At 62.5% G+C, this 17,235-nt stretch carries 18 protein-coding genes and 1 other RNA gene; 12 read left to right on the top strand and 7 right to left on the bottom strand.

Annotated features, from left to right (window positions below):
- The first annotated feature begins 147 nt into the window (after window positions 1-147).
- Window positions 148-2,373, top strand: coding sequence for a polyphosphate kinase 1 (gene ppk1, locus HMPREF3173_RS05215; RefSeq protein WP_070571795.1), 2,226 nt, complete (start codon window positions 148-150; stop codon window positions 2,371-2,373).
- On the opposite strand, the gene ppx is transcribed toward ppk1, so the two are convergent.
- Window positions 2,360-3,862: an exopolyphosphatase gene (gene ppx, locus HMPREF3173_RS05210; RefSeq protein WP_070571820.1), complete on the bottom strand. Its 1,503-nt coding sequence runs from the start codon at window positions 3,860-3,862 to the stop codon at window positions 2,360-2,362. The genes ppk1 and ppx overlap by 14 nt on opposite strands.
- A 247-nt stretch (window positions 3,863-4,109) precedes the next feature.
- Between ppx and trxA the strand changes: the two genes are divergently transcribed.
- From trxA to HMPREF3173_RS05185, 5 genes are all read left to right on the top strand, one after another.
- Window positions 4,110-4,436: a thioredoxin TrxA gene (gene trxA / locus HMPREF3173_RS05205; RefSeq protein WP_012274768.1), complete on the top strand. Its 327-nt coding sequence runs from the start codon at window positions 4,110-4,112 to the stop codon at window positions 4,434-4,436.
- A 328-nt stretch (window positions 4,437-4,764) separates the two neighbouring features.
- The gene (gene rho, locus HMPREF3173_RS05200) at window positions 4,765-6,024 is read left to right on the top strand and encodes a transcription termination factor Rho (protein WP_043212134.1); all 1,260 of its coding nucleotides are present in this window, start codon (window positions 4,765-4,767) and stop codon (window positions 6,022-6,024) included.
- Window positions 6,025-6,228: 204 nt separating this feature from the next.
- A complete protein-coding gene (gene ubiD, locus HMPREF3173_RS05195; RefSeq protein ID WP_070571794.1) occupies window positions 6,229-7,695 on the top strand; it encodes a 4-hydroxy-3-polyprenylbenzoate decarboxylase in 1,467 nt (488 codons plus the stop codon).
- On the top strand, window positions 7,695-8,663 hold the full coding sequence (locus HMPREF3173_RS05190; RefSeq protein WP_070571793.1) for a CDP-6-deoxy-delta-3,4-glucoseen reductase: 969 nt from the start codon (window positions 7,695-7,697) through the stop codon (window positions 8,661-8,663). The genes ubiD and HMPREF3173_RS05190 overlap by 1 nt, the downstream gene beginning before the upstream one ends.
- A 278-nt stretch (window positions 8,664-8,941) precedes the next feature.
- Complete coding sequence (locus HMPREF3173_RS05185; RefSeq protein ID WP_070571819.1) at window positions 8,942-9,592, top strand: gamma-glutamylcyclotransferase; 651 nt, start codon at window positions 8,942-8,944, stop codon at window positions 9,590-9,592.
- A gap of 80 nt (window positions 9,593-9,672) precedes the next feature.
- Here the strand turns inward: HMPREF3173_RS05185 and HMPREF3173_RS05180 are convergent, their stop codons facing one another.
- Complete coding sequence (locus tag HMPREF3173_RS05180; RefSeq protein ID WP_070571792.1) at window positions 9,673-10,650, bottom strand: NADPH:quinone oxidoreductase family protein; 978 nt, start codon at window positions 10,648-10,650, stop codon at window positions 9,673-9,675.
- Between the two features lie 157 nt (window positions 10,651-10,807).
- Between HMPREF3173_RS05180 and HMPREF3173_RS05175 the strand changes: the two genes are divergently transcribed.
- On the top strand, window positions 10,808-11,212 hold the full coding sequence (locus HMPREF3173_RS05175) for a flagellar basal body-associated protein FliL (protein ID WP_043212140.1): 405 nt from the start codon (window positions 10,808-10,810) through the stop codon (window positions 11,210-11,212).
- A gap of 73 nt (window positions 11,213-11,285) precedes the next feature.
- Here HMPREF3173_RS05175 and HMPREF3173_RS05170 read toward each other — a convergent pair whose 3' ends face one another.
- The gene (locus HMPREF3173_RS05170; RefSeq protein ID WP_070571791.1) at window positions 11,286-11,738 is read right to left on the bottom strand and encodes an EVE domain-containing protein; all 453 of its coding nucleotides are present in this window, start codon (window positions 11,736-11,738) and stop codon (window positions 11,286-11,288) included.
- 177 nt (window positions 11,739-11,915) lie between these two features.
- Here HMPREF3173_RS05170 and HMPREF3173_RS24520 point away from each other — a divergent pair, with 177 nt between their 5' ends.
- Window positions 11,916-12,065, top strand: a complete 150-nt coding sequence (locus HMPREF3173_RS24520) for a hypothetical protein (protein WP_167358061.1) — start codon at window positions 11,916-11,918, stop codon at window positions 12,063-12,065.
- 17 nt (window positions 12,066-12,082) lie between these two features.
- Here the strand turns inward: HMPREF3173_RS24520 and HMPREF3173_RS05165 are convergent, their stop codons facing one another.
- From HMPREF3173_RS05165 to HMPREF3173_RS05150, 4 genes are all read right to left on the bottom strand, one after another.
- Window positions 12,083-12,691, bottom strand: coding sequence for a 5-formyltetrahydrofolate cyclo-ligase (locus tag HMPREF3173_RS05165; protein ID WP_070571790.1), 609 nt, complete (start codon window positions 12,689-12,691; stop codon window positions 12,083-12,085).
- An 81-nt stretch (window positions 12,692-12,772) separates the two neighbouring features.
- Window positions 12,773-12,952: non-coding RNA, 6S RNA (gene ssrS, locus HMPREF3173_RS05160), on the bottom strand.
- Window positions 12,953-12,969: 17 nt separating this feature from the next.
- A complete protein-coding gene (locus HMPREF3173_RS05155; protein ID WP_043212146.1) occupies window positions 12,970-13,287 on the bottom strand; it encodes a cell division protein ZapA in 318 nt (105 codons plus the stop codon).
- A complete protein-coding gene (locus tag HMPREF3173_RS05150; protein ID WP_043212148.1) occupies window positions 13,284-13,493 on the bottom strand; it encodes a TIGR02449 family protein in 210 nt (69 codons plus the stop codon). The genes HMPREF3173_RS05155 and HMPREF3173_RS05150 overlap by 4 nt, the downstream gene beginning before the upstream one ends.
- Window positions 13,494-13,646: 153 nt before the next feature.
- Between HMPREF3173_RS05150 and HMPREF3173_RS05145 the strand changes: the two genes are divergently transcribed.
- From HMPREF3173_RS05145 to HMPREF3173_RS05130, 4 genes are read left to right on the top strand one after another with little or no spacing between them, the layout of a single operon-like run.
- On the top strand, window positions 13,647-14,201 hold the full coding sequence (locus HMPREF3173_RS05145) for a YecA/YgfB family protein (protein ID WP_043212150.1): 555 nt from the start codon (window positions 13,647-13,649) through the stop codon (window positions 14,199-14,201).
- A gap of 19 nt (window positions 14,202-14,220) precedes the next feature.
- The gene (gene pepP / locus HMPREF3173_RS05140) at window positions 14,221-15,555 is read left to right on the top strand and encodes a Xaa-Pro aminopeptidase (RefSeq protein WP_043212152.1); all 1,335 of its coding nucleotides are present in this window, start codon (window positions 14,221-14,223) and stop codon (window positions 15,553-15,555) included.
- Complete coding sequence (gene ubiH / locus HMPREF3173_RS05135) at window positions 15,552-16,751, top strand: 2-octaprenyl-6-methoxyphenyl hydroxylase (protein ID WP_070571789.1); 1,200 nt, start codon at window positions 15,552-15,554, stop codon at window positions 16,749-16,751. The genes pepP and ubiH overlap by 4 nt, the downstream gene beginning before the upstream one ends.
- Window positions 16,748-17,230 carry a DUF4442 domain-containing protein gene (locus tag HMPREF3173_RS05130; protein ID WP_043212156.1) on the top strand — a complete coding sequence of 161 codons (483 nt, stop codon included), beginning with the start codon at window positions 16,748-16,750 and terminating at the stop codon, window positions 17,228-17,230. Before ubiH ends, HMPREF3173_RS05130 begins: the two co-directional genes overlap by 4 nt.
- The last annotated feature ends 5 nt before the right edge of the window (window positions 17,231-17,235 follow it).

Below are 17,235 nucleotides of genomic sequence, written 5' to 3'. Positions count from 1 at the left end.
CGGGATCCTCTCCCTCGATGTACCGCTGGAAGCTGCACAGGACCGGTGCCGCTTCAAACGGGCAGGCGCCGATGGCATCCTGACCTCTTTGCGCTGCCCGCGCCGCTCAATTGTCGAAAGGGCAGTCACGCCCTCCAGGAACGTCAGATGAACAATGAAGTGCTAACACCTGTCGCGATCAAGGATGCCCAGGCGGTTCCCGAAGAAATGGTGCAGACACCGCCGGATCTGCCACCAGCAGCCGAGCCTGCGGCCGAAGCTGTCGCGCCTGCGCCCGCGCCGGCCATCGCCATTCCGAGCCTGGACGACAGCAGCCTGTACATTCATCGCGAGCTTTCGCAGCTGCAGTTCAACATTCGGGTGCTGGAGCAAGCGCTGGACGAATCCTACCCGCTGCTCGAGCGCCTGAAATTCCTGTTGATCTTCTCCAGCAACCTGGACGAGTTCTTCGAGATCCGCGTGGCGGGGCTGAAGAAGCAGATCACCTTCGCCCGCGAGCAAGCCGGTGCCGATGGCTTGCAGCCGCACCAGGCGCTGGCGCGCATCAGCGAGCTGGTCCATGGCGAGGTCGAACGCCAGTACGCGATCCTCAACGACGTGCTGCTGCCGGAACTGGAGAAACACCAGATCCGCTTCATTCGCCGCCGCCACTGGACGACCAAGCTCAAGACCTGGGTGCGTCGCTACTTCCGCGACGAAATCGCGCCGATCATCACCCCGATCGGCCTGGACCCGACCCACCCCTTCCCGCTGCTGGTCAACAAAAGCCTGAACTTCATCGTCGAGCTCGAAGGTGTCGATGCCTTCGGCCGCGATTCGGGTCTGGCCATCATCCCTGCACCGCGCCTGTTGCCGCGGGTGATTCGTGTGCCGGAAGACGTCGGTGGCGCCGGGGACAACTTCGTGTTCCTGTCCTCGATGATCCACGCCCACGCCGATGACCTGTTCCAGGGCATGAAGGTCAAGGGCTGCTACCAGTTCCGCCTGACCCGTAACGCTGACCTTGCGCTGGACTCCGAGGATGTCGAAGACCTGGCGCGGGCCCTGCGTGGCGAGCTGTTCTCGCGCCGCTACGGTGACGCCGTGCGCCTGGAAGTGGCCGACAATTGCCCAAAACACCTGTCGGATTACCTGCTCAAACAGTTCAGCCTGAGCGAGAGCGAGCTGTACCAGGTCAATGGCCCGGTCAACCTGACCCGGCTATTTAGCATCACCGGTTTGGACAGCCACCCTGAGCTGCAATACACCCCGTTCACCCCGGCGATTCCGAAGATCCTGCAGAACGCCGACAACATCTTCAGCGTGATCGGCAAGCAGGACGTGCTGCTGATGCACCCGTTCGAGTCCTTCACCCCGGTGGTCGACCTGCTGCGCCAGGCCGCCAAGGATCCGCATGTGCTCGCCGTGCGCCAGACCCTGTACCGCAGCGGCGCCAACTCCGAGATCGTCGACGCCCTGGTGGATGCGGCGCGCAACGGCAAGGAGGTCACGGCGGTGATCGAGTTGCGTGCGCGCTTCGACGAAGAGTCCAACCTGCAAATGGCCAGCCGTCTGCAGGCTGCGGGCGCGGTGGTGATCTATGGCGTGGTCGGCTTCAAGACCCACGCCAAGATGATGTTGATCCTGCGCCGCGAACAGGGTGAGATCGTGCGCTATGCCCACCTGGGCACGGGTAACTACCACGCCGGCAATGCGCGCCTTTACACCGACTACAGCCTGCTCACGTCCGACGATGCGTTGACCGAGGACGTCGGCAAGCTGTTCAGCCAGCTGATCGGCATGGGCAAGACCCTGCGTATGAAAAAGCTGCTGCACGCGCCGTTCACGCTGAAGAAGGGCATGCTCGACATGATTGCCCGGGAAACCCAGTTCGCCCTGGAAGGCAAGCCCGCGCACATCATCGCCAAGTTCAACTCGCTGACCGATGCCAAGGTCATCAAAGCCTTGTACAAGGCCAGTCAGTCGGGCGTGCGCATCGATCTGGTGGTCCGCGGTATGTGCTGCCTGCGCCCAGGGATTCCGGGGGTTTCACACAATATCCAGGTGCGCTCGATCATCGGTCGCTTCCTGGAGCACACGCGGGTGTTCTACTTCCTCAATGGCGGCGAGGAGCAGATGTTTCTGTCCAGCGCCGACTGGATGGAGCGCAACCTCGACAAGCGCGTCGAGACCTGCTTCCCGGTGGAAGGTAAAAAACTGGTGCTGCGGGTCAAGAAGGAGCTCGAGGGTTACCTCACCGACAACACCCACGCGTGGATCCTGCAGTCGGACGGCCGCTACGTGCGCAGCACGCCGACCGGCAACCAGAACCCGCGCAATGCCCAGGCCGCCCTGCTCGAGCGCCTGAGCAATCCGGTTCTCAACGTACGCTGAGGATGAAGTTGACCCGGGCCAGCCACTGCGCCTCGTTGGCGAAGTCGGCCTGGGTCAGCTGGTTTTCTTCCAGCCAGCCCTGCGGGAACACCACTTCCAGGTTGTCCTCGCCTGCCTTGAGCTCCACCTTCGGCATCTGCTGTGTACCGCGGATGTGGTGGAACAGGATGGCGAAGCGCAGCAGCACGCACAGACGGATCAACTGCACGCCTTCATCGCCGAACTCCGCGAACTTGTCTCTGGGGATATTACGGCGGTGGCCACGAACCAGCAGGGCCAGCATCTGCTGGTCCTCGCGGGAGAAGCCGGCCAGATCGGAGTGTTCGATCAGGTAGGCGCCATGCTTGTGATAGTGGTAGTGGGCGATGTCCAACCCCACTTCGTGCACTTTCGCCGCCCAGCTCAGCAGGTCTCGCCAGTTGCCTTCTTCCAGGCCCCAGGCCTTGGCCACTTGGTCGAACGCATGCAGCGCCTTGCGTTCGACGCGTGCCGCTTGGCCTTGGTCGACGTGGTAGCGCTCCATCAGCGAATTCAGGGTGCGCTCACGGACGTCTTCGTGGTGGTGACGGCCTAGCAGGTCGTACAGTACGCCTTCGCGCAGGGCGCCGTCACAATGGTCCATGCGTTGCAGTTCGAGGGCGTCGAAGATCGCCTCGAGAATCGCCAGGCCTGCCGGGAAGATCGCGCGACGATCCGGCTTGACGCCTTCGAAATCGATCTTGTCGACCTCGCCGAGCTTGAACAATTTGCGCTTGAGCGCCGCCAGGCCCTCGGCGTTGACCTCGCCACTGCCCATGCCGTTGGCCTTGATCGCAGCGCCAATGGCACGGATGGTGCCAGACGAGCCGATGGCTTCGTCCCAGGTCAGGCGGTGCAGGGCGTTCTCGATGCTCATCAACTCCAGGCGTGCGGCGGTATAAGCCTGGGCGTAGCGTGCGGGGGTGATCTTGCCGTCGCGGAAATAGCGCTGGGTGAAGCTGACGCAGCCCATCTGCAGGCTCTCGCGCAGCAGCGGCTCGAAGCGCTGGCCGATGATGAACTCGGTGCTGCCGCCGCCGATATCGGCGACCAGGCGCTTGCCCGGGGTGTCGGCCAGCGTGTGGGAGACGCCCAGGTAGATCAGGCGCGCTTCCTCGCGACCGGAGATGACTTCGACCGGATGGCCAAGGATGGCTTCGGCGCGCAGGATGAATTCGTTGCGGTTGCGTGCTTCGCGCAGGGCGTTGGTGCCGACGATGCGCACGGCGCCCTGGGGCATGCCGTTGATCAGTTGCGAGAAGCGCTTGAGGCATTCGAGGCCCCGCTGCATGGCTTCTTCGCTCAACTGACGCTCTTCGCTGATGCCGGCGGCCAGCTGCACTTTTTCCCCGAGCCGCTCGAGAATGCGGATTTCACTGTGGTGGGCCTTGGCCACGACCATGTGGAAACTGTTGGAGCCAAGGTCAATGGCGGCGATCAGAGACAGGTTCTTCGCGGTGGTATGCGGCATGATCTCGATGTTCTCGGTCGATAACCCGCCAATCCTGCCATGATCCATGGCTTGCGCCAACGCATGACAATAGTCGGGATTGATGCAGGGCAATGTGCCACTCGATGCTATGACAGTGATGTGACAGTTTCGATTCGTGGCGTCTTGCACAACTATAGTTACACTCAATCGTGCGCGACTTCCTGTAGGACGTAGGTGCGGCTATGATGGGCAACGTTTTTTATTGCTTACGACCTTGGAGATTTCCATGAGCGACAAAATCAAACACGTCACCGACGCCAGCTTCGAAGCCGACGTACTGCAGGCTCAAGGCCCGGTGCTGGTCGACTACTGGGCTGAATGGTGCGGCCCATGCAAGATGATCGCTCCGGTCCTGGACGACATCGCGGCTACCTACGAAGGCAAGCTGACCGTCGCCAAGCTGAACATCGACGAAAACCAGGAAACCCCTGCCAAGCATGGCGTGCGTGGTATCCCGACCCTGATGCTGTTCAAGAACGGCAACGTCGAGGCGACCAAGGTCGGCGCCCTGTCCAAGTCTCAGCTGGCCGCGTTCCTCGACGCCCACCTGTGATGTGAAAAAGCCCCGCACATGCGGGGCTTTTTTCTGGGCCCAAGCGCTTGCGCGTGCAGGATTGCCCGCGAATTCGAGGGTGAAGCCGCGGCTGCCTTCACAGGTAAACCGGTTCCCACGAGGCGCGATTTACCCAGTCAAAACCCCTAGACGTCGAAAAAAGCAAGTGTTACATTCGGCCTCGCACTGTTTCTCCAGTGCCCTCTGCACGCCGTCGCCGAAGCATCCCTAATTCGAATCAGTACGCGATCCTGTCGCCATCTAGCGGCGCGGCCTCATTAAGCCAACGCTTAATTCTCCCTTCTTACATGATTACGTCACTCCCCTTATGAACCTGACTGAACTCAAGCAAAAGCCGATTACCGATCTTTTGGAAATGGCCGAACAGATGGGCATCGAAAACATGGCCCGTTCGCGCAAACAGGACGTGATTTTCGCCCTGCTGAAGAAGCATGCGAAAAGCGGCGAAGAGATCTCGGGTGACGGCGTGCTGGAGATTCTCCAGGATGGTTTCGGTTTCCTGCGTTCGGCGGATGCCTCCTACCTGGCCGGCCCTGACGATATCTACGTCTCGCCCAGCCAGATCCGTCGCTTCAACCTGCGCACTGGTGACACCATCGTCGGCAAGATCCGTCCGCCGAAGGAAGGGGAGCGTTACTTCGCCCTGCTGAAAGTCGACACCATCAACTTCGACCGTCCGGAAAACGCGAAGAACAAGATCCTGTTCGAGAACCTGACGCCGCTGTTCCCGAACGAACGCCTGAAAATGGAAGCCGGCAACGGCTCCACCGAAGACCTCACTGGTCGTGTCATCGACCTGTGCGCTCCGATCGGTAAAGGCCAGCGTGGCCTGATCGTCGCTCCGCCGAAAGCGGGCAAGACCATCATGCTGCAGAACATCGCGGCCAACATTACCCGTAACAACCCCGAGTGCCACCTGATCGTCCTGCTGATCGACGAGCGCCCGGAAGAAGTGACCGAGATGCAGCGCACCGTGCGCGGCGAAGTGGTCGCCTCGACCTTCGACGAGCCGCCGACCCGTCACGTGCAGGTTGCCGAGATGGTCATCGAGAAGGCCAAGCGCCTGGTCGAGCACAAGAAGGACGTGGTCATCTTGCTCGACTCCATCACCCGTCTGGCCCGCGCCTACAACACCGTCATTCCGAGCTCCGGCAAAGTCCTGACCGGTGGTGTCGACGCCCACGCCCTGGAAAAGCCAAAGCGCTTCTTCGGTGCTGCCCGTAACATCGAGGAAGGTGGTTCGCTGACCATCATCGCTACCGCGCTGGTCGAAACCGGCTCGAAGATGGACGAAGTGATCTACGAAGAGTTCAAGGGCACCGGCAACATGGAGCTGCCGCTGGACCGTCGCATTGCCGAGAAGCGCGTGTTCCCGGCCATCAACATCAACAAGTCCGGTACCCGTCGCGAAGAGCTGCTGACCGCCGACGACGAACTGCAGCGCATGTGGATCCTGCGCAAGCTGCTGCACCCGATGGATGAAGTTGCCGCCATCGAATTCCTGGTCGACAAGCTCAAGCAGACCAAGACCAACGACGAGTTCTTCCTGTCGATGAAGCGCAAGTAGGCGCTGTAGATCAGGATGTAATTGGGGCCGCCTCGTGCCCCTTCGCGGGTAAATCCGCTTCCACAGGTTTCGTGTGATCCTGGTGGGAGTAGCTTTACATGCGAAGGGCCGCGAAGCGGCCCCAAGTCATTTTTGCCCCCAACAAAGCCTTGAACGGCGCTACACTCTGCAACCCGATCGATACGGCCAACACGAGGCTCCTGCATGCAGTATCGCGACTTGCGCGACTTCATCCGTGGCCTGGAACAGCGCGGTGAACTCAAGCGCATCCAGGTTCCGATCTCCCCCATCCTGGAAATGACCGAAGTCTGCGACCGCACCCTGCGCGCCAAGGGCCCGGCGCTGCTGTTCGAAAAGCCCACCGGCTTCGACGTGCCTGTGCTGGGTAACCTGTTCGGTACGCCGGAGCGCGTGGCCATGGGCATGGGTGCCGAGTCGGTCGATGAGCTGCGTGAAATCGGTAAGCTGCTGGCCTTCCTCAAGGAGCCCGAGCCGCCGAAAGGGCTCAAGGACGCCTGGTCCAAGCTGCCGATCTTCAAGAAAGTCGTGTCCATGGCGCCGAAGGTGGTCAAGGACGCGGTGTGCCAAGAAGTCGTGGTCGAGGGCGAAGACGTCGACCTCACCCAGCTGCCGATCCAGCACTGCTGGCCGGGCGATGTGGCGCCACTGATCACTTGGGGCCTGACCGTCACCCGCGGCCCCAACAAGGATCGTCAGAACCTCGGCATCTACCGCCAGCAGCTGATCGGCCGCAACAAGGTCATCATGCGTTGGCTGAGCCACCGTGGCGGTGCGCTGGACTACCGTGAATGGTGCGAGAAGCACCCCGGGCAGCCATTCCCCGTGGCCGTTGCCTTGGGGGCGGATCCGGCGACCATCCTCGGTGCCGTGACCCCCGTGCCGGACACGCTCTCCGAATACGCCTTCGCAGGCCTGTTGCGCGGCAATCGCACCGAGCTGGTCAAATGCCGTGGCAGCGACTTGCAGGTGCCAGCCACTGCCGAAATCATCCTCGAAGGGGTGATCCACCCAGGTGAAATAGCCCCGGAAGGGCCCTATGGCGACCACACCGGTTACTACAACGAGGTGGACAGCTTCCCGGTCTTCACCGTCGAGCGCATCACCCACCGGCAAAAGCCGATCTACCACAGCACCTACACTGGCCGTCCGCCGGATGAGCCGGCGATCCTGGGCGTGGCGCTGAACGAAGTGTTCGTGCCGATCCTGCAGAAGCAGTTCCCGGAGATCGTCGATTTCTACCTGCCGCCGGAAGGCTGCTCGTACCGGATGGCGGTGGTGACCATGAAAAAGCAGTATCCAGGGCACGCCAAGCGCGTGATGCTGGGTGTGTGGTCGTTCCTGCGACAGTTCATGTACACCAAGTTCGTTATTGTCACCGACGATGACATCAACGCCCGTGACTGGAACGACGTGATCTGGGCCATCACCACGCGCATGGACCCCAAGCGTGATACGGTGATGATCGACAACACGCCGATCGACTACCTCGACTTCGCGTCGCCGGTATCGGGCCTGGGGTCGAAGATGGGCCTGGATGCCACGCACAAGTGGCCGGGCGAGACTACACGCGAATGGGGGCGTGCCATCGTCAAGGACGAGGCCGTCACCCGCCGTATCGATGAGCTGTGGGATCAGTTGGGAATAGATTGATGCAGGTAACGTTGCAGCCGTCCGGAGCGGTACTGGCCGTCGAGCCCGGAGAACGGATTCTGGATGCGGCCCGGCGTCTGGGTTATGACTGCCCCAACAGCTGCCGCAACGGCAATTGCCACGTTTGCGCCGCGCTGCTGGTAGAAGGGCGGGTGCGCCAAGAAGGTGAAGTTCGCGATCATGGCGAGCTGTTCACCTGCATCGCCGAGCCGCTGGAGGACTGCGTGGTGCTCTGGGATGGTGTGCTGGCGCTGGGTGAGTTGCCGGTGCGCAAGCTGGCCTGCACGTTGAGTGAGTGCGTCGAGGTTGGTGGCGACGTCTGGCGCGTGCGCCTGCGCGCCCCCGCCGGCAAGGCGCCGCGCTACCACGCCGGACAATACCTGATGATCGAACGTGATGGAGCCGACAAGGCGGCCTTTTCCCTGGCATCGGCCCCCCATGGTGGTCGTGACTTGGAGCTGCATGTGCTGGCACGTGAAAACAGCGCCCGGCAACTGATCAGCCAGTTGCAGCGCGACGGCGTGGCACGTATCGAGCTGCCGTTTGGCGACGCGCACCTGGCCGAATTGCCGGACGGGCCGCTGGTGTTGATCGCCGCCGGTACCGGCATGGGCCAGATGCACAGTCTGATCGAGCATTGCCGCGCCCAAGGCTTCAAGCACCCGGTTCACCTGTATTGGGGCGTGCGTCGACCCGAGGACTTCTACCAGATCGAGCATTGGGCCGAGTGGGAGCAGTTGCCGAACCTGTTCCTGCACAAGGTGGTGAGTGATCTGTGCGGTTGGGAAGGACGCTGCGGGCTGTTGCATGAAGCGGTCTGCGAAGACATCGCTGACCTGAATCACGTGCATGTCTATGCCAGCGGCTCGCCCACCATGGTCTATGCGACCCTGGATGCGCTGGTCGAGGCCGGCATGGACGCGCATCGCATGCGCGCCGATGTTTTCGCCTACGCGCCGCGGGCCTGAAACAGCACACGGCACACCGCAAGGGTGTGCCGTTTTTAATAACCGAAGAGTTTCGTCAGTATTATAAGGCGCTCATTGTTGCCGCCGCAGTTAATAACTTTCACTATACTCGGAACAATACTTGGCTGTTATCCGCAAAGGCAGATGAATACTGGCCTGAGGCAACACTTTTGGCTTGAGTTCAAGGCACTTTCTGCCGTACGGTAATTCCAGCGGGGCGTCACGGCTTTTACAGTGACAGCCTTCGGTAGTTTACGGGGAATAATGGCGGCAGCATGATGTCGGCACTTGAAAGTTCGTCGTGGCAGGTGACTTATCCTCCTTCGCTGGATTTCGGTCAGCAGTTGACCGAAGAGCAGTTGCATCACTCCATGAAACTGACCATGTCGCGTCACGAAGGTGGACCGGTGTGGTTGTTCGCCTATGGTTCGCTGATCTGGCGGCCGGAATGCAATTCGGTCGAGCGCCAGCGGGCGCGCGTGCATGGGTACCACAGGGGCCTGTATCTATGGTCCCACGAGCATCGTGGCACGCCCGATTGCCCGGGGCTCGTGTTCGGCCTGGACCGTGGTGGCTCGTGCAGCGGTTTTGCCTATCGCCTGGACGAGAACAACCTGGATGACTCGCTGATGGCCCTGTGGCAACGCGAGATGCCGTACCCGGCATACCGGCCGCACTGGCTCAACTGCCGGTTGAGCGACGGTAGCAAGGTGCAGGCCCTGGGCTTTGTGCTGGAGCGGCATCTGCCGTGCTATGCCGGCAATCTGCCGGACGCGTTGCTCAGCCAGATTCTGGCCAGTGCCAAAGGGCGCTATGGCAGTACCCGGGACTATGTCGAACAGACGCTCAACGCCTTGCGCAGCCACCAGATGCCCGATCGCAATTTGGAAGCGCGGTTCCGCAGGTGTCATAACCTGCGCGAGGTGTAAGAAACGCCCGTTCCCCATCAAGTGCTTGCGACTCTCGGGGTGGGCCTTGCCGCTCGTGGGCAGGCCTCGCCCAGCCCCCCCTATTTGGTCAGCACCACCAACTTGCCCACAGCCTTGCGCTGCGACAATCGCTCGATGGCTGCACCGGCATCTGCCAGCGCATAGGTCTGCGACACCAGCGGTTTGAGCTTGCCCTCGGCATGCCAGACGAACAACTGGCGGAAGTTGGCTGCGTTGTCCTCGGGCTGGCGCTGGGCGAAAGCGCCCCAGAACACGCCCAGCACTGCGGCGCCCTTGAGCAATGCCAGGTTCACGGATAACTGGGGGATGGTCCCGCTGGCAAAGCCCACCACCAGTAGTCGACCGTTCCAGGCCAGACCGCGTACGGCCTGCTCGAACAGTTCGCCACCCACCGGGTCGTAGACCACATCCACGCCCTGGCCTCCAGTCAGGCGCTTGATTTCATCCTTCAGGCTGGCCTGGCTGTAGTCGATCAGCTCATCGGCTCCGGCAGCCTTGGCGACGGCGAGCTTCTCGGCGCTGCTGGCTGCGGCGATCACCCGGGCGCCCATGGCTTTGCCGATCTCCACGGCGGCCAAGCCCACGCCGCCAGCTGCACCGAGCACCAATAGGGTTTCGCCGGCCTTGAGCTGGCCGCGCTGGCGCAGAGCATGCATCGAGGTGCCATAAGTCATGCCGAACGCTGCAGCGGTGGCGAAGTCCATCGACGCGGGAATCGGCAGCACGTTATAGAAGGGCACGGCGACCTGCTCGGCGAAGCTGCCCCAGCCGGTCAGTGCCATGACCCGGTCGCCGACCGCGAAGGCACCGGCCTTATCCCCGACCGCCGCTACCACGCCGGCCGCTTCACCCCCAGGGGAGAACGGCAGCGGTGGCTGGAACTGGTACTTGCCCTCGATGATCAAGGTATCGGGAAAGTTGACGCCGGCGGCATGAACCTCCAGCAGAAGCTCGTTCTTCTTCGGTACCGGGCTTGCCACCTCCTCCAGCACCAGGTTTTGCGCAGGGCCGAGGGTTTTGCACAACACTGCTTTCATCGGGGCTATTCCTTTGCGTGCGTTGGCCGATAAGTGTAGGAGGGGCACAGGACGGGTCAACGAGCATGCCCCGCCCTGATGGGGCGGCATAAGCCCGGGCTTGGGTTTGAGCGATGTGCTGGGTAAGCTGGCGCCAACTGTATTGAGGAGCGAATTCGTGAAAGCGTGGATCTTGATGATGCTGGCCTTGTTGTTGCCAGCGGCGGCCCTGGCCGAGGAAGCCAAGGAAGGAGAGCCCAAGGTGGCTTACATCAGCCTAAGTCCACCTTTCGTCGGCAACTATGCCCTCGACGGCAGCCCCAAGCTGCGTGTGTACAAGGCCGACGTTGCCCTGCGCGTGACCGGTGATGCTGCGGCCACCGCGGTCAAGCACCATGAACCGCTGATTCGCAACCAGCTGGTGGCACTGTTCACCCAGCAGGGTGTGGACAACATGAGCAATGTCGAGGCCAAGGAAAAGCTGCGCCAGGAAGCGCTCAAGCAGGTTCAGCAGGTGATGGAAGCCGAGGAAGGCAAGCCGATCGTCGAGGACTTGTTGTTCAACAACCTGATCGTGCAGTAAACGCGTTTTTCACGGGTGGCCCCGTTCCCGCAAGGCTTACCGTCGGGCCTGCGGGGCCGGGCTTACCAGTGTGTCAGGTCGTCAGCGTCAAAATCGCTGCCCACTGTTCGGCCGTGACCGGCATTACCGACAAGCGGCTGCCTTTTTGCACCAACGGCAGTTCGTCGAGGGCGGCCTGCTGCTTGAGCAGCCCGAGGCCCAGCACCTGGCGAAAGGTCTTCACATGGGCAACGTCCACGGCGCTCCAGGGGTTCTTCTCGGCAGTGGCCTTGGCGTCGTAGTAGTGGCTCTCGGGGTCCAGCGCGGTCGGGTCGGGATAGGCCGAGGCAGTGATGCGCGCGATACCGGCAATGCCCGGCTGTGGGCAGCTGGAGTGGTAAAAGAAGAACTCGTCGCCCACGCTCATGGCGCGCAGGAAATTACGGGCCTGATAGTTGCGCACTCCGTCCCAGCGCGCCTGTCCGAGACCTGCCAGGGCTTCGATGGAGAGCTCGTCTGGCTCGGATTTCATCAGCCAATAGGCCATGGGTGAGGCTCCTGAAAAAGTTTGAAATAACCTGACGCATTTAACCGACAGTCGGTTGGCGTCAACGTTTGCGTGTCGACTCAGGTTGTCGGAAAATGCGCCGATTTTAAGCTTGACGCTCCGGCAGCACCAAGAAGGTTGCCGAGCCTGACTGTTTGCCTAGGGGGGCAATCATCAATGAACCAACGCAAACCGGACCTGCTCTGGATCCTGGTCTTTATCTTTGGCCTGGGTGTCGTCACCACCGGTTATGCGCAGAGTTTCCTTGAGCGCAAGGTGGACGCCGCCTACCAGATGCCAGTCGATCCAGCCCAGCCGCAGCGCTGATCTGGCCGCGGCGCCGTTCAAGTCGGCGCCAGGTACCAGCCTCGGTCCGAGATCGTCCCCTTGAGCGGAACATCCCAACTGGCCTGAGCCAGCCGCTCCACCTTCTGGCACTCATGGGCCAGCCCCAGCAGCAGCGGTTTCTTCCACGTCTTGCGGCGCGCCTGATAGGCCAGGCTGCGGTCATAGAAGCCGCCACCCATGCCCAGGCGCCCCCCCACCTCGTCGAATCCCACCAATGGCAGCAGGATCAGGTCCAATGACCAGATCGGCCGTTGGCGCTTGCGTTCGACCACAGGTTCAGGAATGCGGAAGCGGTTGGGGCGCAGCTTTTCGCCGTGCTCGAAATGCTGGAAAACCATGCGCGTGCGTGGCCAGGCATGCAGCACCGGCAGGTAGACACGCTTGCCGCGTCGTTGGGCCTCGCGCAGCAACAGGCGCGGATCGATCTCGCCATCGTTGGGCAGATACAGGGCGATGTGCCGGGCGCGGCGGAACAACGGATGCTGGGCCAGCTGGCGGTACAGGCCGAGGGAGGCTTGGCGTTGTTGGGCGGGTGTCAGTGCGCGGCGGGCATTGCGAAGCAGACGGCGCAATTGGGGGCGGGTGAGCGGCGCGGTGTCGGTCATGGCACAGGCGTTCCCAGATGTGCCGGACGCCGTGGCGACCGGACGATTTGCCCGCCAGGGCAGGCGGGCAAGAAAGAATTCAGGCTCCCCGACAAGACCGCTATCGGTGTAGCCCTTGAACCCGAAAGTTCAAGGTGGAGATTGCAGGGGGCGTTAAGGCTTTCCGTCGGGCGGACATGCACACCGGCCCCAGCGTGCAACCCCCGTGGTTGTGCGTATCGGCTCAGGGACATAACCGACTGGCGCATCCCCCAGGGAGTGGCGCCAGTATACCAAGCTCAGCCGATTTTGGTATCCGCGTCGTCGGACAGCGCCTGGTCGACCCGCTCGAGCAGGTCGCGCACTTGCTCGCGTGTGGTGCCGCTGGCGGCAACATCCGGACGCTCCTGACGGTGCAGCAGTTCGTGGGTGATGTTCAGGGCTGCCATGACCGCGATGCGGTCCGCACCGATCACCTTGCCGCTGCTGCGGATCTCGCGCATCTTGCCATCCAGGTAGCGGGCGGCGCTGACCAGGTTGTTGCGCTCTTCCGGCGGGCAGATGATCGAGTATTCCTTGTCGAGGATCTGGACGGTGACGCTATTGCTTGAACTCATGAGTCTTGCTCCAGGGCCTTGAGGCGTAAAATCATCGACTCGACCTTTCGCCTTGCGATCTCGTTCTTTTCGATGAGGTGGGCGCGCTCCTCGCGCCAGGATTTTTCCTGCGCTAATAGGAGTGCATTTTGCCGTTTTAGTTGCTCGACTCGCTCGATCAGCAACTCGAATCGGCTCATCAGCGCTTGCAAGTCGTTCTCTGGCATGGATTGCACTCGATTCGCTCCCTCGTTGACTGCCTGGCGATCATGCCTCTTCCGGGGGCGGTACAGCCAGTGCGGATGGTCTTGGCGCGCCTGCCGGTGCTAGGATACAAGGTCTTCATTCTAGTCATTGCGCCGTCTGGCGCCTAGCTGCCCATGCCCAATACCCAATCGCCCTACACTGCCTTCGCCACGCTGCTCTCCAGCAATGGCCATCCTGTCTCCCCCGCCGAACTGCACGGCCTGCTGATCGGTCGCAGCTGCGCCGGCGCAGGCTTCGATGCCGATTCCTGGCTGGCCGACGCCGCCGGTGCGCTGGAGAACGAGCCGGTGGATGCCGTGCGCGCCGCCTTGCTTGGTCTGCAGGAAATGGTCAAGGCCGAGCTCACTGGCGAAGACATTGCCATCGTCCTGCTGCTGCCGGGCGACGATGCGCCGCTGACCGAGCGTGCCACTGCCCTGGGTCAATGGTGCCAGGGCTTCATCACAGGCTTCGGGCTCAACGCCGGCGGCAAGGACCTCTCCGACGAAGCCAAGGAAGTCCTACAGGACTTGGTGGCCATTTCCCAGGTTCAGGACGCCCTCGAAGAGTCCGAGGACGGTGAGAGCGACTACATGGAAGTCATGGAGTACCTGCGTGTCGCCCCGTTGTTGCTGTACACCGAGCTGGCCAAACCCGCCGCGCCCGCGCCCAAGCCATCGCTGCACTGATACCCCGGGGGTCCTGCCCATGAGCCATATTCCGAAGGCCGAATATGCCCGTCGGCGCAAGGCGCTGATGGCGCAGATGGTCCCCAACAGCATCGCCATCCTGCCGGCGGCCGCGGTTGCCATCCGCAATCGCGACGTCGAGCACGTTTACCGGCAGGACAGCGATTTCCAGTACCTGAGTGGCTTCCCTGAGCCCGAGGCGGTCATCGCGCTCATTCCTGGCCGTGAGCATGGCGAGTACGTGCTGTTCTGCCGCGAGCGCAACCCTGAGCGCGAGCTGTGGGATGGCCTGCGTGCCGGCCAGGAAGGCGCGATCCGCGACTTTGGCGCCGACGACGCCTTCCCCATTACCGATATCGACGAGATCCTGCCCGGCCTGATCGAAGGCCGCGACCGGGTCTATACCGCCATGGGCAGCAATCCCGAGTTCGACCGCCGGCTGATGGAGTGGATCAACGTGATTCGCTCCAAGGCGCGGCTCGGCGCCCAGCCTCCGAACGAATTCGTTGCCCTGGATCACCTGCTGCACGACATGCGCCTGTATAAATCGGCGGCAGAGGTGAAGGTGATGCGCACCGCCGCGAAGATTTCCGCGCAGGCTCACGTGCGGGCCATGCAGGCGTGCCGGGCCGGGTTACACGAATACAGCCTGGAAGCAGAACTGGATTACGTATTCCGCAAGGGCGGCGCGAAGATGCCGGCCTATGGCTCGATCGTCGCGGCTGGACGCAACGCCTGCATCCTGCACTACCAGCAGAACGACGCTCCGCTCAAGGATGGCGACCTGGTGCTGATCGACGCCGGCTGTGAAATCGACTGCTACGCCAGCGACATCACCCGGACCTTCCCGGTCAGCGGGCGTTTCTCGCCGGAGCAGAAAGCCATCTACGAACTGGTGCTCAAGGCCCAGGCCGCCGCGTTCGCCGAGATCGCGCCGGGCAAGCACTGGAACCACGCCCATGAGGCGACCGTGCGGGTTATCACCGAGGGGCTGGTGGAGTTGGGGCTGCTCAAAGGTGACGTGCAAGCGCTGATCGACAGCGAGGCCCATCGTGCGTTCTACATGCATCGCGCCGGTCACTGGCTGGGCATGGATGTGCACGATGTGGGCGATTACAAGGTGGGCGGGCAGTGGCGCGTGCTCGAGCCGGGCATGGCGCTGACCGTCGAGCCCGGTATCTACATTGCCGCCGACAACCAGAACGTCGCGAAGAAATGGCGCGGCATCGGCGTAAGGATCGAGGACGATGTGGTGGTGACCAAGCAGGGCTGTGAAATTCTGACCTCCGACGTACCGCGCACGGTTGCCGAGATCGAAGCGTTGATGGCCGCCGCCCGCAAGGACGCGGCATGAACCGGGTCAACCTGGCGATCATCGGTGGCGGCCTGGTCGGGGCCAGCCTAGCCCTGGCCCTGCAGGCCGGCGCCAAGGCGCGCGGTTGGAAGATTCTGCTGATCGAGCCCTTTGCCCCGGGTCACAGCTTCCAGCCCAGCTACGATGCCCGCTCCTCGGCGTTGTCCTACGGCACCCGGCAAATCTATGAGCACTTGGGTCTGTGGCAGCTGATCAGCCAACGCGCCGAGCCAATCAGCCAGATCCAGGTGTCCGACCGAGGTCGCTTCGGCGCCACCCGTCTGGATGCGATCGAGGAAGGCGTGCCGGCGCTGGGCTATGTGGTGGAGAACGCCTGGCTTGGCCAATGCCTGTGGCAGAGCCTTGATGCCGATGTGGTGAGCTGGCGTTGTCCGGCCGAGGTCAAGGCCATGCAGGCTGTCGCCGGTGGCTACCGCTTGCTGCTGGACGACGACACCAGCCTTGAGTGCGACCTCGCGGTACTCGCCGACGGTGGCCGCTCGGGCTTGCGCGAACAACTGGGCATCCATGTTCGGCGTACCCCCTATGAACAAAGCGCACTGATCGCCAACATCACCCCGGGCGAAGCCCATCGCGGGCAGGCCTTCGAACGTTTCACCGAGCAGGGCCCGATGGCCTTGCTGCCGCTGCCGGAAAACCGCTGTGCGCTCGTCTGGACCCGCCAAGGGATGGACGCCCAGCGCCTGGCCGAGATCGACGAACGCAGCTTCCTGCGTGAACTGCAAGATGTATTCGGCTACCGCCTGGGCGCCCTGCGTCAGGTAGGGGTGCGCCATCTGTATCCGCTCGCCTTGATCGAAGCCCAGGAGCAGGTGCGTCCACATCTGGTGGTGCTGGGCAACGCGGCCCACAGCCTGCACCCGATCGCAGGGCAGGGCTTCAACCTGTCGCTGCGTGACGTGCAGTCTCTGGCCGAAGCCCTGCTGGCCGGCCCGCAGCCGCTGGGCGACCTTGCCACGTTGCAGGTCTACCATCAGCGCCAGCAACTGGACCAGGCCATGACCATCGGTTTTTCCGACCAGGTCACCCGCTTGTTCGGCAGCAGCCAGCCTTTGCTGGCCGCCGGTCGCAACCTTGGGTTGCTCGGCCTGGACCTGCTGCCGCCGGCCAAGCGCTGGTTCGCCCGACAGGCCATGGGCCTGGGTACCCGTCCCGACCCGCGAGGCCGTGCATGAGCGATTCGCGCAGGCTCGCCCGAAAGGCCCGCATGTTGCGGTGGCTGCTCAACCTCTACCCACCCTATCTGGGCGCCGGTATCCGCGTGCAGCACATCAGTCCCGACATGCGCAGTATCAGGGTGCGCATGAAGCTGACCCGTTGGAACCGCAACTACGTCGGCACCCAGTTCGGTGGCAGCCTCTATTCGATGGTCGATCCTTTCTACATGTTGTTGTTGATCGAGCGACTCGGGCGTGAATACATCGTCTGGGACAAGGCCGCCACCATCGATTTCATCGCACCCGGCAAAGGCCCGGTATTCGCCGAATTCCATGTCGATGACGCGTTGCTGGAGGACATTCGCCAGCAGACCGCCAGCGGCAAGAAATACCTGCCTCGTTTGCAGGTCGATATCCGCGACGGTGCAGGTGAGCTGGTGGCGCGGGTCGATAAAACCCTTTATGTGCGGCTCAAGCCGCAAGCGAGGCAGGCGTAAGGCAT

Source organism: Pseudomonas sp. HMSC08G10 (genome assembly GCF_001808425.1).
GTDB lineage: Bacteria > Pseudomonadota > Gammaproteobacteria > Pseudomonadales > Pseudomonadaceae > Aquipseudomonas > Aquipseudomonas guariconensis.
The sequence above is the reverse complement of the archived record's forward strand: the minus strand, read 5'-3'. Positions and strand labels throughout refer to the sequence as shown.

What these genes read in the sequence shown, in the direction of transcription:
- ppk1 (WP_070571795.1), top strand. Translation starts at nt 148, where the DNA reads ATGAACAATGAAGTGCTAACACCTGTCGCGATCAAGGATGCCCAGGCG.
- ppx (WP_070571820.1), bottom strand. Translation starts at nt 3,862, where the DNA reads ATGCCGCATACCACCGCGAAGAACCTGTCTCTGATCGCCGCCATTGAC.
- trxA (WP_012274768.1), top strand. Translation starts at nt 4,110, where the DNA reads ATGAGCGACAAAATCAAACACGTCACCGACGCCAGCTTCGAAGCCGAC.
- rho (WP_043212134.1), top strand. Translation starts at nt 4,765, where the DNA reads ATGAACCTGACTGAACTCAAGCAAAAGCCGATTACCGATCTTTTGGAA.
- ubiD (WP_070571794.1), top strand. Translation starts at nt 6,229, where the DNA reads ATGCAGTATCGCGACTTGCGCGACTTCATCCGTGGCCTGGAACAGCGC.
- HMPREF3173_RS05190 (WP_070571793.1), top strand. Translation starts at nt 7,695, where the DNA reads ATGCAGGTAACGTTGCAGCCGTCCGGAGCGGTACTGGCCGTCGAGCCC.
- HMPREF3173_RS05185 (WP_070571819.1), top strand. Translation starts at nt 8,942, where the DNA reads ATGTCGGCACTTGAAAGTTCGTCGTGGCAGGTGACTTATCCTCCTTCG.
- HMPREF3173_RS05180 (WP_070571792.1), bottom strand. Translation starts at nt 10,650, where the DNA reads ATGAAAGCAGTGTTGTGCAAAACCCTCGGCCCTGCGCAAAACCTGGTG.
- HMPREF3173_RS05170 (WP_070571791.1), bottom strand. Translation starts at nt 11,738, where the DNA reads ATGGCCTATTGGCTGATGAAATCCGAGCCAGACGAGCTCTCCATCGAA.
- HMPREF3173_RS24520 (WP_167358061.1), top strand. Translation starts at nt 11,916, where the DNA reads ATGAACCAACGCAAACCGGACCTGCTCTGGATCCTGGTCTTTATCTTT.
- HMPREF3173_RS05165 (WP_070571790.1), bottom strand. Translation starts at nt 12,691, where the DNA reads ATGACCGACACCGCGCCGCTCACCCGCCCCCAATTGCGCCGTCTGCTT.
- HMPREF3173_RS05155 (WP_043212146.1), bottom strand. Translation starts at nt 13,287, where the DNA reads ATGAGTTCAAGCAATAGCGTCACCGTCCAGATCCTCGACAAGGAATAC.
- HMPREF3173_RS05150 (WP_043212148.1), bottom strand. Translation starts at nt 13,493, where the DNA reads ATGCCAGAGAACGACTTGCAAGCGCTGATGAGCCGATTCGAGTTGCTG.
- HMPREF3173_RS05145 (WP_043212150.1), top strand. Translation starts at nt 13,647, where the DNA reads ATGCCCAATACCCAATCGCCCTACACTGCCTTCGCCACGCTGCTCTCC.
- pepP (WP_043212152.1), top strand. Translation starts at nt 14,221, where the DNA reads ATGAGCCATATTCCGAAGGCCGAATATGCCCGTCGGCGCAAGGCGCTG.
- ubiH (WP_070571789.1), top strand. Translation starts at nt 15,552, where the DNA reads ATGAACCGGGTCAACCTGGCGATCATCGGTGGCGGCCTGGTCGGGGCC.
- HMPREF3173_RS05130 (WP_043212156.1), top strand. Translation starts at nt 16,748, where the DNA reads ATGAGCGATTCGCGCAGGCTCGCCCGAAAGGCCCGCATGTTGCGGTGG.